11 protein-coding genes are annotated in these 14,832 nt (G+C 30.1%); 9 read left to right on the top strand and 2 right to left on the bottom strand.

Features of this window, described 5'->3' with window-relative positions; genetic code table 11:
- Positions 1-7 precede the first annotated feature (7 nt).
- Entirely contained in the window at positions 8-3,214 is a 3,207-nt protein-coding gene (carB, locus tag BTM21_RS12040; protein WP_021876690.1) for a carbamoyl-phosphate synthase large subunit, read from the top strand.
- A 98-nt stretch (positions 3,215-3,312) separates the two neighbouring features.
- On the opposite strand, the gene BTM21_RS12035 is transcribed toward carB, so the two are convergent.
- Positions 3,313-3,930: a hypothetical protein gene (locus tag BTM21_RS12035; protein WP_021876691.1), complete on the bottom strand. Its 618-nt coding sequence runs from the start codon at positions 3,928-3,930 to the stop codon at positions 3,313-3,315.
- 162 nt (positions 3,931-4,092) lie between these two features.
- Here BTM21_RS12035 and BTM21_RS12030 point away from each other — a divergent pair, with 162 nt between their 5' ends.
- Together BTM21_RS12030 and BTM21_RS12025 are read left to right on the top strand one after the other, a co-directional pair.
- Positions 4,093-4,371, top strand: a complete 279-nt coding sequence (locus BTM21_RS12030) for a hypothetical protein (RefSeq protein ID WP_021876692.1) — start codon at positions 4,093-4,095, stop codon at positions 4,369-4,371.
- A 151-nt stretch (positions 4,372-4,522) separates the two neighbouring features.
- Complete coding sequence (locus BTM21_RS12025) at positions 4,523-5,761, top strand: IS256 family transposase (RefSeq protein WP_079480999.1); 1,239 nt, start codon at positions 4,523-4,525, stop codon at positions 5,759-5,761.
- A 185-nt stretch (positions 5,762-5,946) separates the two neighbouring features.
- On the opposite strand, the gene BTM21_RS12020 is transcribed toward BTM21_RS12025, so the two are convergent.
- Complete coding sequence (locus BTM21_RS12020; protein WP_021876693.1) at positions 5,947-7,842, bottom strand: type I glutamate--ammonia ligase; 1,896 nt, start codon at positions 7,840-7,842, stop codon at positions 5,947-5,949.
- A 272-nt stretch (positions 7,843-8,114) separates the two neighbouring features.
- On the opposite strand from BTM21_RS12020, the gene murI reads away from it, so the two are divergent.
- The 6 genes from murI to BTM21_RS11990 all read left to right on the top strand — a co-directional run bounded on the left by murI (position 8,115) and on the right by BTM21_RS11990 (position 14,816).
- The gene (gene murI / locus BTM21_RS12015) at positions 8,115-8,891 is read left to right on the top strand and encodes a glutamate racemase (RefSeq protein ID WP_021876694.1); all 777 of its coding nucleotides are present in this window, start codon (positions 8,115-8,117) and stop codon (positions 8,889-8,891) included.
- A 136-nt stretch (positions 8,892-9,027) separates the two neighbouring features.
- Positions 9,028-9,297, top strand: coding sequence for an STAS-like domain-containing protein (locus BTM21_RS12010; protein WP_021876695.1), 270 nt, complete (start codon positions 9,028-9,030; stop codon positions 9,295-9,297).
- A 220-nt stretch (positions 9,298-9,517) separates the two neighbouring features.
- Positions 9,518-10,042 carry a peptidylprolyl isomerase gene (locus BTM21_RS12005; RefSeq protein WP_079481003.1) on the top strand — a complete coding sequence of 175 codons (525 nt, stop codon included), beginning with the start codon at positions 9,518-9,520 and terminating at the stop codon, positions 10,040-10,042.
- 21 nt (positions 10,043-10,063) lie between these two features.
- Positions 10,064-10,432, top strand: a complete 369-nt coding sequence (locus BTM21_RS12000; RefSeq protein WP_079481004.1) for a DUF3783 domain-containing protein — start codon at positions 10,064-10,066, stop codon at positions 10,430-10,432.
- Position 10,433: 1 nt separating this feature from the next.
- Positions 10,434-11,114, top strand: coding sequence for a helix-turn-helix domain-containing protein (locus BTM21_RS11995; RefSeq protein ID WP_021876698.1), 681 nt, complete (start codon positions 10,434-10,436; stop codon positions 11,112-11,114).
- Between the two features lie 135 nt (positions 11,115-11,249).
- Positions 11,250-14,816 carry a S8 family peptidase gene (locus BTM21_RS11990; RefSeq protein ID WP_079481005.1) on the top strand — a complete coding sequence of 1,189 codons (3,567 nt, stop codon included), beginning with the start codon at positions 11,250-11,252 and terminating at the stop codon, positions 14,814-14,816.
- Positions 14,817-14,832: the final 16 nt, after the last annotated feature.

Here is a 14,832-nt window from a genome sequence, read left to right as displayed (position 1 = left end):
TTTAGATATGCCATTAAATAAAGATATTAAGAAAGTTTTAGTTATAGGATCAGGTCCAATTATAATAGGTCAAGCAGCAGAGTTTGATTACTCAGGAACTCAAGCTTGCCAAGCTTTAAAAGAAGAAGGAATAGAGGTTGTACTAGTAAATTCAAATCCAGCAACAATAATGACAGATGCAGAAGTTGCAGATAAAGTTTACTTAGAACCATTAACAATAGAGTTTTTAGAAAAAGTTATAGCAAAAGAAAAACCAGATAGCTTACTTGCAGGTATGGGTGGGCAAACTGGACTTAACTTAGCTGTAGAATTATATGATAATGGAATATTAGATAAATATAATGTAAAAGTAATAGGTACATCTATCGAATCAATTAAAGAGGGTGAAGATAGAGAGCTATTTAGAGATATGATGAATAGAATAAATGAACCTGTTATACAAAGTGAAATAGTTACTGACTTTGAAGCAGGTATGGCTTTTGCTAATAAAATAGGATATCCAGTAATAGTTAGACCGGCTTATACATTAGGAGGAACTGGTGGTGGAATAGCTGAAACAGAAGATGAATTAAAAGAGATTTTAACATCAGGTTTACAATTAAGTACTATAGGTCAAGTTCTTCTAGAAAAATCCGTTAAGGGTTGGAAGGAAGTAGAGTATGAAGTTATGAGGGATTCGTATGGTAACTGTATAACTGTGTGTAACATGGAAAATATAGATCCAGTAGGAATCCACACAGGAGATAGTATAGTTGTAGCTCCTTCTCAAACTTTATCAGATAAGGAATACCAAATGTTAAGAACTGCATCAATAAATATAATAAATGCAGTTGGAATAGAGGGAGGTTGTAATGTACAATTTGCCTTAAATCCAAATTCATTTGAATATGCAGTTATAGAAATAAATCCAAGAGTATCAAGATCATCAGCCCTTGCATCAAAAGCAACAGGTTATCCTATAGCAAAGCTTGCAGCTAAAATTTCACTAGGTTATGGATTAGATGAAATAAAAAATGCTGTTACTCAAAAAACATATGCTTGTTTTGAACCAACTTTAGATTATGTAGTAGTTAAAATTCCAAAGTGGCCTTTTGATAAGTTCTTTACTGCTGACAGAGCATTAGGAACAAAAATGATGGCTACAGGTGAAATAATGGCTATAGGAGCTAATTTTGAGTCAGCTTTCTTAAAGGGAATTAGAAGTTTAGAAATAGGTAAATACTCATTAGATCATCCAAAGTTTAAGGAACTAAGTATTCAAGAACTTAAAAAAGCTGTAATGAAACCAGATGATGAAAGAATGTTTGCTCTTGCAGAAATGATTAGAAGAGATTATAGAATAGAAAGTATTGCTAAAATAACAGGAATAGATATATTCTTCTTAGAAAAAATTAAATGGATAATTCATGAAGAAACAAGATTAAAGTTAAGTCACATAGAAAATTTAGATAAAGATTGGTTATTAAATTTAAAGAAAAAAGGATTCTCAGATAAAGCTATAGCAGATATGTTAAAGGTTAGCCCAGATGATATCTATAGATTAAGAAGTATATGGAATATAAAACCTGCTTATAAGATGGTTGATACTTGTGGTGGGGAGTTTGAAGCACTATCACCATACTACTATTCAACATATGAGCAATTTGATGAAGTAGAAGTTTCAGATAAGAAAAAAGTAATAGTTATAGGTTCAGGTCCTATTAGAATAGGGCAAGGAATAGAATTTGATTATGCTTCAGTTCATTGCGTAATGGCATTAAAGAAAATGGGAATAGAAACAATAATAGTAAACAACAATCCAGAAACAGTAAGTACAGACTTCAATATATCAGATAAATTATATTTTGAACCACTAACTGAAGAGGATGTATTAAATATAATAGAAAAAGAAAAGCCTTATGGAGTTATACTACAATTTGGTGGTCAAACAGCTATAAAGCTTGCTAATTTCTTAAAGGAAAAAGGAATAAAAACTTTAGGAACAACAGCAGATCAAATAGATATGGCTGAAGATAGAGAAAAATTTGATGAGTTACTTGAAGGATTAGGAATAGACAGACCAAAAGGTAAAGGGGTTTGGACAGTAGAAGAAGGATTAGAAGAAGCAAGAAAATTAGGCTTCCCAGTATTAGTAAGACCTTCATATGTACTTGGTGGTCAAGGTATGGAAATAACTTTTGATGAAGAGGAATTAATATACTACTTAAAGAATGCTTTTGTTAAAGATAAAAAGAATCCGATATTAGTAGATAAATATTTAATGGGTAGAGAAATAGAAGTAGATGCTATATCAGATGGAGAGAATATTTTAATACCAGGAATAATGGAGCATTTAGAAAGAGCAGGAGTTCACTCAGGTGACTCAGTAACTATGTATCCAAGTCAAAATATAAGTGATAAAATAAAGGCTAAAGTCTTAGATTATACTAAGAAGTTAGCAGTTGCTATAGGAATTAAAGGAATGATAAATATTCAATTTATAGAGTTTGAAGGAGAATTATATATAATTGAAGTTAATCCAAGAGCATCAAGAACAGTTCCATACATTAGTAAAGTTAGTAAAGTTCCAATAGTAGATTTAGCTACTAAAGTAATGCTTGGGCATAAATTAACGGACTTAGGATATGGAGTAGATGTGTATAAAGAGCCAGAATTAGTATCAGTTAAGGTGCCTGTTTTCTCAACTCAAAAGCTTCCAAAGGTTGAGGTATCTTTAGGACCAGAAATGAAATCTACTGGTGAAGTTTTAGGTGTAGGTAGAAATGTTAAAGAAGCTTTATATAAGGGCTTTGTAGGTGGTAGCATGTATCCAGGAAACGAAAAAGGTAAGATATTAGCTACTATAAATAAACATGATAAAGAAGAGTTTTTACCAATAGCTAAAATGCTTTCAGAAGTAGGCTATAAGTTTATAGCAACAGCTGGAACAGCTAAATTACTTAGAGAAGCTGGTATAGATGCAGAAGAAGTAAGAAAACTCAATGAAGATGCACCTAATATATTAGATGTTGTTAAGAATAAAGAAGTAGATTTAGTAATAAATACACCAACTAAAGGAAATGACTCTAAGAGAGATGGCTTCTTAATAAGAAGAGCAGCTGTAGAGAGAAATATTGGAGTAATAACAGCATTAGATACATTAAAGGCTATAGCAGAAGTTAAAGTTGAAAATGTAGAAAAGAAAGACTTAGAAGTATTTAATATAGCAGAGTAAAATATAGAAGGTACAATATTTAACTGATCCCTATCAATTAGATAGAGAGCAGTTTATATTGTCGACTTTGTTTTTATTTAAAATAATATTCTATCAAATTAGTTATTTTCACCTGGAACAAACGGAGGATCCTGATCATGATCTGGTTGTGATGGAAGAAATGGTGGTTTTTGATCATCGTCAGGCTTTTGATTATTGTCAGGTTTTTGAACTGGATTATTGTCAGGCTTTTGAGCATTATCAGGTTTTTGAACTGGATTATTATCAGGAACTACTGGTGTAGTAGGTTTCGGTTTACTAGGTGATTGTCCTTCATTTCCTGAACTACTAGATCCTCCAGAAGACCAAGAATCACTAGATGTATTATCATCATAAGAAGATCCACTTTCAACACTAGAACTATTTTCTATAGTAGAATTTTCTTGTTGAGTAGTTGGAGAAGTTCCATCTTGTTCAGTAGTTTGCTTATCAGTTGAATCTTCTTTCTTTGTAGTATCTTTCTTTTTATTAGAATCGCTCTTTTCACTAACGTTATTTTTTTGGGAATCCGTATCCTGTTTCTTTGAACTTGTATTATTATTCTGCTTTACAGTTATTTTAGAGTTTTTATCATATTGTACTTTAGTTTTCATGCTTTCTAGTACAAAAACAAAAATAAGTAAACAAGATAATATAACTATTGATATGTTTTGTGGTTTTAGTAATTTTTTCTTCATAAATAAATTAAAAACCCCTTTCTATAAAATTTAACATACATGATTAATTCTATATTTATTAAAATAATCCTTTTTTGAACAAAAAAATACATGAATTTAATTGACATCGAACGGAAGTTCGTATAAAATTAATATCAGAACAAATGTTCCGGAGGGGAGATTATGAAAATAGATAGTGGTATTTTTGTAAAGTTAAATTATAAGACAATTGGAGAATTTAAGAGTTTAATAATAGATAGAGACGGAATAAAAAAGGATTATGATAAATATTTAATGTGTGCAGGCAAATATAACAAAGATGGATGGACTTTTGTATTTAAAGCTAATAGCATGAAGGAAGCAGAAGAGTTAATAAATACAAAATCAATAAATACAAGTAGAGTAGTTAATAATGCACATATAATAGATAATGATAAGGTACATATACCAGCATGGATGTAAATAAATAGCACTAGATAAAACTTAATTTATCTAGTGCTATTTATTTGAGACAGTAGATAGTTTTGTGTAAAAATAAAACTATCTACTGTTTTTTTGTATTAACAGTTGGAAGTTTTGGAATAATATACTATATAAATTAGGAGGAATTATTATGACAAGAAAAATTGATACCAACTTTGATTACAATGAGGAAATTAAAAGATGTAAAACAATCGATGATGTAATGGGTAAAAACGGATTAATACAAAGATTAGTTAAAGATGTCCTTGAAAATATATTAGAAGGTGAAATGGAAGAACATCTAGGAAGAAATAAATATGAACGTGTAGAAGCAGTTGATCAAACTAAGAAGAACTACAGGAATGGTTATAGTCGCAAGAATTTAAGAAGTTCCTTCGGTGACGTCGACCTAGACGTACCCCGTGATAGAAATGCTGAATTTGAGCCACAAATTATAAAAAAATATGAAACTGTGTGTACTGAGTTAGATAAAAAGATTATATCTTTATATGCTAAAGGTATGTCAACATCTGATATTCAGGCTGAAATTGAAGACTTATATGGAATAACTATATCACCATCGATGGTATCTAAAATAACTGATAAAGTGCTTGCTAGCGCCGCCGAATGGCAAAATAGAGTATTAGATAAAATATATCCAATAGTTTATTTAGATGCTATGTACTTTAAAGTTAGAAGTAATGGAAAGATAGTTAACAAGGCTGTCTATATATGCTTAGGATACACTATGGAAGGATATAAAGATATTTTAGGTATATGGGTTGATGAAGCAGAAGGTGCTAAATTCTGGTTAGGAATTTGCAATGATTTAAAAAATAGAGGTGTAAAAGAAATTTTAATTGCTTGTATGGATGGATTAAAAGGTCTTCCACAAGCTATAAAAACAGTATTTCCATCAGTAAATATTCAAACATGTATTGTTCATCAAATAAGAAATTCAATAAAATACATAGCTTCAAAAGATAAAAAAGCATTTATGAAAGATTTGAAGGAGGTTTATAAGGCTACAACAGAGGAACTTGCGTTAGCACAGCTAGATAATTTAAAGGAGAGATGGGGAGATAAATATGGAATAGTAATAGATTCCTGGTATAACAATTGGAGTAACCTTTCAACATTTTTTGACTTCTCTCCAACTATAAGAAAGATGATTTATACTACAAATATCTTAGAGGGTTTTAATCGTCAAATACGTAAATTCACTAAAGTTAGAGTCATATTCCCAACTGATGAATCTTTAAATAAGTGTGTTTACTTAGCAACAATGGAGATACTAGAAAAATGGACTCAACCTATACATAATTGGGGTGCTACGCTAGCGGAGCTATCAATAATATTTGAAGATCAATTAAAAGATGAATTAGCTTAAAAGCTTGTACTTTTTATAAATTATATGCATACTATTAGATTTTTTTGAAATACTAAAAAAGGTAATAAGAAACATTATTAGTATTTCTTAAATATAAAAAAATATTACTGGAAATGAAAATTTCCAGTAATGTTAAAATAATAAAAATGATAATTACACAGAATTATCTATTCTCTCATTTATTTCTATATATCTAATAAATTCTTTTTATATTGAACATAAAGATCTCTTAATTCTGACATCATATCATCAAGCTTTAGAGATAAAGTTGATGCTGTAGCGAAGTCATCTGAAGCTAACGCTTCTTTTATTTGAGTAAATAAGCTCTTAGTAGTATAAGTATCCTTCATTATATAATGTCTTAAGTCATTTATTCTCATCCAATTTGAAACATCTAAATCTAATGCATGACTACCATGAAGTTGCTTATACCCTCTAACTTCTAATGAATAATTTGATATAACTCTATGAGATATTTCAGTTGCCCATCTTTCAGTAGTTGCTAGTTTAAAGCTATTAATTAGAGCATCACCCATTACATTATTTCTTTTTAATATTTCTAATTTATTAGGATTATTATCTAATTGAATTAAGTTTTCATATATTGTAGCTGGTGCTTTTCCAAAGAAACTATTTCTTTCTTCTTCAGTGAAATATTCAAATACATCCTCTTCACTTCTATAAGCTCTATCTTTTTCTAGGTAATCTGAATTTTCACCTGCTTTTTTAGATAATTCAATTAATAGTTCTTCTTCAGTTTTATTATTATCAGTAGCATATATTATACCATCTAACATTGCCATATAAGAAACGGCTATTGCTAAGTAAATATTAGTATGAGGGTTTGGAGATCTAAGTTCGAATCTAGTGGCTAATGGATTTTGTAAGTCTCTAATAAGGCCAACAAGAACAGTTCTATTTCTTGAAGGATTATCAGGGGTTAACCCAAGAGATGTAACTACGCATATAGGAGCTTCAAAGCCAGGTTTTAATCTTTTTAATGAGTTGTTCGTTGAAGATATAAATGGATTCATAACTTCATAGTTTTTAAGAATTCCCATTACAGCTCCATAACCTAAACAACTTAAAAAATCTTCTTTTGTAGCATGGAATAAGTTAATTCTTTTCCCATTTTTAAGCTTTAAGCTAACACCTAAATGAATGTGCATACCAGATCCAGCAACACCATCAATTGGCTTTGCTTTAAATGTTACCTCTAATCCATTACGTCTAAATACTTCTTGAACAAGAATCTTTACAAATATTTCGTTATCTGCAGCTTGTATTGCATCAGAATACTTCCAGTCTATTTCAAGTTGCTCCATTATATGATTGAAGTTTCCTGAGGATTCAAGTTTAGCTTTAACTCCACCAACCTCTTTATGGCCCATTTCAGGTTCAAATCCGTATTCTTCCATAAGCAATAAAGATTGTTCTAAAGCTGTTCTTACAGAACCTTTAGTTCTTGTCCAGTAATGTTCATGTAAAACTTGAGATGTAGATAATTCTTCAATTTCTGCTTTATCATTAGGAGTTTTAACCCAAAATTCAAGTTCTGATGCAGATGTTATAACAATATCATCAATATCATCAAATGTTATATTAAAAGGCTTTAATGTTTGGGGTTTATTTTTAAAGATATTAAAAAGAGTAGACTTGAAGGTATCTACTGCAGAAGTTAAGATATGTCTTGAACATACAGGTTTATGATTATGAACTAAAAATGAAGGGATTCTTAAAGTTCCAACAGGCTTATTAGTTGAAGCATCGATGTGATCATAATTATAGTCAACAAACCAATTACAGTTAAGGTCTGTAATCATATCAACTTTGGCGTCATTAAGGGTAGCTATGCCAGGAAGTACAACCGATGAACCATCAGTTTGAATGGCAACACCATGAAGGAAACTGTCTAGGTCTTCTAAAAATACTTTTGCAGGAATTTTTTCATCTGTATCATTACCAGATAAATCTACACCTACAAAGGAAACAAATTTTATTTCAGGGTGATTATTAAAAATATTTAATAAATCTTCTTTATTATGATTTGATTTTGAAATTGTAAATATTAAATTACTCATAAATTTATTCTTGCAAAACACAAAAATTATGCAAGAAATAACTCACATCCTTTCTAACAATATCGAACAAAAACAATAATTAGACGAAAAATATTCGCTTAAATTATAATTATAGAAAAATTCTATTATATTGATTATATGATGTCAATAATTTTATTGTTAAATAAGTCGAAAAATTGAAACATAATTTAATGAGAATTAAAACTTATGGATTTATATAGAATAAAGGTATAAAATAAAAATAGAATTAATGAAAAATGGAGTGAGAATACTTGGATAAGAGAAATATGCCTATAGGTTTTTTTGATTCAGGGGTAGGTGGTCTTAGTGTTATGAGAGAAGCACTTAAGATAATGCCAAATGAAGATTATATATATTTTGGTGATTCTAAGAATGCACCATATGGAACTAAGTCTGTTACAGAAGTTAGGGACTTAACATTCAAAGCTGTAGAGTTTTTATTAAGCCAAGGAGCTAAAGGAATAGTTATAGCTTGCAATACAGCAACTAGTGCAGCAGTAGCAGAGTTGAGAAAAGCATATCCTCAAGTACCGTTAGTAGGAATAGAGCCTGCGTTGAAACCGGCAGTTGAGTTGGAAAATGAAGGTAATATATTAATAATGGCTACTCCTATGACTTTAAGGGAGAAGAAGTTTAATCTATTAATGGATAAATATAGAGAAGTAGCATGTATAGAGCCTGTACCTTGTGCTGGGCTAATGGAATTTATAGAAAGAGGAATTTTAAAGGGAGAAGAACTTGAAGAGTATTTAAAACAAAAGCTTAGTTGTTATATAGATTTAAAAATAGCAGCAATAGTTTTAGGTTGTACTCACTACCCTTTTATAAGTGAAACTTTATCTAAAATTGTAGGAGAAGATATTCCAATTATAGATGGAGGTCTTGGAACATCTAAGGAAATAAAGAGACGACTACAAGAGAAAGGTTTATTAACAGATTCAAAAGTAAAAGGTAGCGTAAAAATATTTAACTCTTTAAATAATGAAGGTATTATTAAATTAAGCAAATCCTTAGTTGGTATCGAATAAGTTAAATTGTTATGGCAATTTAACTTATTTTTATTTTTATTTGTTAAATTGTTGACAAAATATAAGTGTGTTGATATATTAATATTAAGGAAAGAATTTTCAGAAAATTAAAAAAACAATCATAGGAGGAATAATCATGGAGATAAAAATAAGAGATATACTTGGAGAAAGCATTCACATAGAAGATGCTATTTTATTAAGAGAAATTATTAGAAACAACATTAACCAGGGTATAGTACTAGATTTTAAAGGTTTTGAAAGAATACCATCTACTTTTATAAATTGTCTTTTAAGTGATTTAATTTATAAATTTGGAAGAGAATATATTTTTAAACAAATAGAAGTTAAAAATTTATCAAATTATAGTGACTATTCTAGAGTAGTTTTAGGAACTACATTTAAATAGTAGAATTAAAAATGAATATGTTGATATAAAAAGATACCAAATCAATAGTAAAATGCTATTCATTCGGTATCTTTTTATATTAATTAAAGTTACAACCTAGTCACTTTCTCTCAAATAAGATATAATTACCAATAATGATATGATATTATAAAATTAGTGTATTCATATTATTAAATATGATAATAATATCTAATATGTAGAATTGAAAGGAGATTTAACTATGAATAATCCAATAGTAACTATAAATATGGAAAACGGAGGAGTTATAAAAGCTGAATTATATCCAGAAGTAGCTCCAAACACAGTAAGAAACTTTATTGATTTAATTAAGAGAGGATTTTATGATGGAATAATATTTCATAGAGTAATTCCTGGCTTTATGATTCAAGGGGGATGCCCAGATGGAACAGGAATGGGTGGCCCAGGATATAGCATAAAGGGTGAATTTACAAGAAATAGATTCAAAAATGACTTAAAGCACTCAAGAGGTGTTTTATCAATGGCAAGAACTATGATTCCAGATTCAGCTGGTAGTCAATTCTTTATAATGACACAAGATTCACCACATTTAGATGGTCAATATGCATCTTTTGGAAAAGTATTAGAAGGAATGGAAGTTGTAGATGAAATAGTTAAAGCTAAAAGAGATTACAATGACAAACCTTACGAAGATCAAAAAATAAATAAGATGACTGTTGATACATTTGGCGAAACTTATGATGCACCAGAAATAATAGAGGATTAATAATTTTTAGGAGTGAATAAAATGCTTGATAATAATAAGTGTATCTTAACTTACAGAGTTCCAGAGATAGAGTTAAAAAGTTTAGAAAATAAAAAAATGAAAATAATAGAAATTCTACCTGAAATGACAGAAATGAAAGTTAGAGATATACTAGATGGATTTAGGTTTCCTACCTTTAATCCTTATCCTACAAAGGGAAAAATTATTTTATTTAACAATTTTTCAGATAAGGAATTACAAGCAACTATTACAGCTGTAAGAAAACTAGTAAAAGGTGGAATTTTAGCAGTTGTAACTCCTACATCAATAGAATGGAAGTTTAATGATTTAGCAAATCATTTAGTAGAAGAACGAGAATGGTTTTTAAATCAACAGAAGGGAAGTTTGTAGAGTGAGTAGAGTTGGGGAGAAAATCAAAGAAGCAAGACTTAAAAGTGGAATGACTCAAAAGACATTAGCAAAAAAATTAGGTGTTGCTGAAAAATATATAAATGAAGTAGAAATGGGAAGAAAGGTTGCACAAGAATCATTTATTAATAGAGTTTCTAAAATATTAAATGCAGATTTAAATGATATAAGCATGGTTGTAACTGACGAAGTCCTAATGGAAGAAAGAAAGACTTTGCAAGAAACAAAGTCTAAAACGGCTAAGAAAAATATAGAGCAAGATGAAGTATGGACAAATGCATTTTCATCAGTTTTAAAAAATGTGCCTATATTTGATTATACTTTAAATAAGCCTAAAGGATTTAGAGAATTACCTATCCATTCCAATAAAGTAGAAGGCTATCATCAAGATAAAGTATTATATTTAGAAGTTCAAGATGATGAAATGACAGGCTTTAGAATGTTAAAGGGTGATTTAGTATTTGCTCATCTTATAAAGGAAATAACTAATAATGGTATTTTCTTAGTAAATTACAAAGGCAAAACTAAAATAAGGCAAATAAAAAGTTTAGGAAATTCAAAAGTATTACTTGTAAGTAATGGTGGAAGTTTATTAACAGAAACTATGGAAGCAAGAGATATAGAAGTTATTGCTAAACTTGAAAGAATAGAGATAAAATTATAGTTTTATATAGAAAGGATTGCTAATTTTAGCAGTCCTTTTTGCTATTTATAACAAATTTTAATATCCAAAAAAGGTTGAGTACATATAATGATAATTGAACAATGTAGTAGGGTGATTATCATAGAGACAACAGGAATGAATAATATAAATACTGGACTAGGGATTATAAAAAATGTTCCTAAAATAGTATTAAATAAACTAGGTATTCCAACAAATATGGGATATTTAAATAACAATAATATAGAAGTTGTGATAATTTCTGGGGAAAGTGTGGATAAGTTATCACAATTTGTGGATAACTTAGGCGGAAAATATGAAAGTTTGGGATATGGATTTGCGATTGTAACTATATCTGTGGATAAGTTAGTAGAATTAGCAAGAAATGAAAGCATTCAGTATATAGAATTACCTAAGAGTCTATATACAACTGATGAACAAAGTAATAGAGCAGCCTGTGTTCAAAGAGCACAAAGTAGTTTTAATGTAGATGGAAAGGGAGTTTTAATTGGGTTTATAGATTCAGGTATAGATTATACACATAGAGCATTTAGAAATGCTGATGGAACAACAAGAATAGAATATATATACGATTTAAGTCAAGGAAATGTAGTATATGATAAGCAGAAAATAAATGAAGCTCTAAAGGCTCCAGATCCATTTTCAATAGTAAACTCTTATGATCAAACTGAACATGGTACACATGTAGCTGGTATAGCTTGTGCTGGGGGAAATATAAGACAAGAGTACTATGGAGTAGCCCCTAATAGTTCTATAGCTATGGTTAAGTGTACACGGGGAAGCTATGCATTAAGTACTAATATTATGAGAGGGCTAAAGTTCTTAGTAGATAAAAGTGCAGAATTAAAAATGCCATTAGTAGTTAATATAAGCTTGAGTACTAATGATGGGGCTCATAATGGGACTAGTTTATTAGAACAATATATATCAACAGTAGCAACTTTAGAGAGAATAACTATATGTATTGCAGCAGGGAATGAAGGTGAGGCAGCCCATCATGTTGGAGGTATGATTGTAGATCAAAAAAAAATATCTATAAATGTGGCTAGTGATGAGCCAACAGTTGTAATAAATTTATATAAACCTGTATTAGTTGATATGACCTTAAAGATTATTAGTCCAACTGGGGCCACAAGTGGAGATATAATAATTAGAGAAGGTTACAATGAAGGAAACATAGGAAGAGATAAATTTCAAATATTTGATACAGGTCCTAAACCTTTTGATATTATAGGTGAAGCTGTAATAAGTTTAGTTACCAATGGACAATACTTATCTGGAGGGCAATGGGATATTATATTAACTATAACAAATAATTATAATGGAATATTTGATATGTGGCTTCCAATATCAGAAGGATTAAATGAAAAAACTAAATTCCTACAACCAACAGTATTAAATACATTAGGAATCCCAGCAACGGTAAATAATATAATAGCTGTTGGAAGTTATAATTATAGAACTAACAATATATCTTCTTTTAGTGGGAGAGGTACGCCATCGGTATATGAACCTATTAGACCAGATCTAGTTGCTCCTGGAGAGGAGATAATGTCTACAGTTCCTGATAATAGATTTGATGTAAAAAGTGGGACATCAATGGCAGCACCTACAGTTACAGGGGTTGCAGCACTACTTATGGAGTGGGGAATTGTTAAGAAAAATGATTCATATCTATATGGAGAAAGATTAAAGTATTATTTAATAAAAGGAGCAAAAAGAACAAGGACAGATATTACATATCCAGATCCATCGTGGGGATATGGTGAAATCTGTGCATATGATGCTTTAGAAAACATTATAAATACTATAGGATTTTTGGGTAATAGAAGTAAAAACACTAATATGTATAGAGATATACAAGAAGATATATTGCAACAATATAAAGAGAGTACGGATATAGTTGGATTTATTGTTGAGTATGATTCTAAAGAAAAAATTAAGGAAGTAGATAAGCTTCCTAATACTTATGGAGTACTTTTAGATAATAATTTTGCAATTGTATTTACTCCATTTAATAAAATTCGTGATATTGAACCTTATGTCAAAGAGATAGTACCTATAGAGGTACCAGCAATATATACGTTAACTGAACTTTCACCTGTAGAAGCTAGTGGAGCACCAATGTTTCATCATAATCCTTTTATAACTCTAAATGGTAGGGATGTTATTGTTGGAATAATAGATACAGGAATAGATTATTTAAATGAAGAGCTTATGAAAGAGGATGATACTACTAGGATTATAAGAATTTGGGATCAAACTTTAAAAGGGGATAAGGCTATTTACGATACTAGAATGGGAGTAGAATATACGGAATCTCAGATAAATGAGGCTATTAAGATTAGTAAATCAGGAGGAGATCCATATTCCATAGTAACAAGCAAAGATGAAGTAGGACATGGAACTATGGTGGCAGGATTAATTGGAGCAAGAGGAAAAAATCCAGATGTTATTGGAGCAGCTCCGGATTGCCAGTTTGCTGTAGTTAAAGTTCAACCAGCATCAAAGACACTTTTGCATTATGCAGGTGTAAAAGGAAGTGCCGTAGGAAAATTTTCAACAGTTGATGTATTACTAGCTATAAGATATTTAACAAAATTAGAAAATGAGTTAAAAAAGCCTATGGTTATATATATACCATTAGGTACTAATATAGGAGCACATGATGGGACTTCAGTTATAGAAACTTATATTGATTCAGTTAGTAGGCAGTTAGGAATAGTTTGTGTAACTGGAACAGGGAATCAAGGAGATACAGATACACATACAGAAGGAAAATTTCAAAAATCAGGAGAGATAAAAACTGTAGAATTAAAAGTAGGAAAAGCTCAAAAAGATTTAAGTTTTCAAATTTTTGTAAAACAACCAGATAGAATTTCACTAGGAATAATATCTCCATCTGGAGAAGTTATCGATAGAATACCTGCTAGACTAGGGAAAGTTGAAAAGGCTAAACTCATATATGAAGGAACTAATGTAAAAGTAACCTATATATGTCCTGATTATGCAACAGGGGATGAAATTATTAATATAGAGCTTAGAGGCTTGAAAGAGGGAATATGGCAATTTAGATTATATGGTGATTATGTGGTTGATGGTAGATATTGGAGTTGGTTGCCACAAAGAAATTTATTAGATACAGATACTAAGTTTTTAAATCCTAGTCAATATACAACTTTAACAATACCATCTACATCAAGATTAGCAATAGTATCATCATTTTATAATCAAAATAATAATGCAACAGTAGGTCAATCAGGAAGAGGGTTTACAAGAGATGGTAGGATAAAACCTGATATTTCAGCTGGAGGGGTTAACGCCTTAGTAATAACTCCTGGAGGAGGCACAAAAATAGCTAGTGGTTCATCTATTTCTTCAGCTATATTAGCAGGTTGCTGTGCACTTATATTGCAATGGGCTATAGTAGATGGGAATGATCCATCTATATATGCTACAGAAGTTAGAGCTTATATAATAAGAGGTGCTGATATGAGAGTTGGAGATATATACCCAAATCAACAATGGGGATATGGAACATTAAGTATGAAGGGTATATTTGATGCAATTAGAGGTAATTTATCAGGAGGAGTAGCCTCAACAAGAGGGTTAGACAACAACGATAAATACGAAGAATATAATATAGGGAAATTATTTATTAGAAAACCTAAAGATTGTTTATAATCTTAAAATTTATGGA

Source organism: Clostridium chauvoei (genome assembly GCF_002327185.1).
Classification (GTDB): Bacteria; Bacillota; Clostridia; order Clostridiales; family Clostridiaceae; genus Clostridium; species Clostridium chauvoei.
This window is presented reverse-complemented; position numbering and strand designations above follow the sequence as displayed.

Excerpts from the sequence above, each read along its gene's own strand:
- carB (WP_021876690.1), top strand. The coding sequence starts at position 8 with ATGCCATTAAATAAAGATATTAAGAAAGTTTTAGTTATAGGATCAGGT.
- BTM21_RS12035 (WP_021876691.1), bottom strand. The coding sequence starts at position 3,930 with ATGAAGAAAAAATTACTAAAACCACAAAACATATCAATAGTTATATTA.
- BTM21_RS12030 (WP_021876692.1), top strand. The coding sequence starts at position 4,093 with ATGAAAATAGATAGTGGTATTTTTGTAAAGTTAAATTATAAGACAATT.
- BTM21_RS12025 (WP_079480999.1), top strand. The coding sequence starts at position 4,523 with ATGACAAGAAAAATTGATACCAACTTTGATTACAATGAGGAAATTAAA.
- BTM21_RS12020 (WP_021876693.1), bottom strand. The coding sequence starts at position 7,842 with ATGAGTAATTTAATATTTACAATTTCAAAATCAAATCATAATAAAGAA.
- BTM21_RS12010 (WP_021876695.1), top strand. The coding sequence starts at position 9,028 with ATGGAGATAAAAATAAGAGATATACTTGGAGAAAGCATTCACATAGAA.
- BTM21_RS12005 (WP_079481003.1), top strand. The coding sequence starts at position 9,518 with ATGAATAATCCAATAGTAACTATAAATATGGAAAACGGAGGAGTTATA.
- BTM21_RS12000 (WP_079481004.1), top strand. The coding sequence starts at position 10,064 with ATGCTTGATAATAATAAGTGTATCTTAACTTACAGAGTTCCAGAGATA.
- BTM21_RS11990 (WP_079481005.1), top strand. The coding sequence starts at position 11,250 with ATGAATAATATAAATACTGGACTAGGGATTATAAAAAATGTTCCTAAA.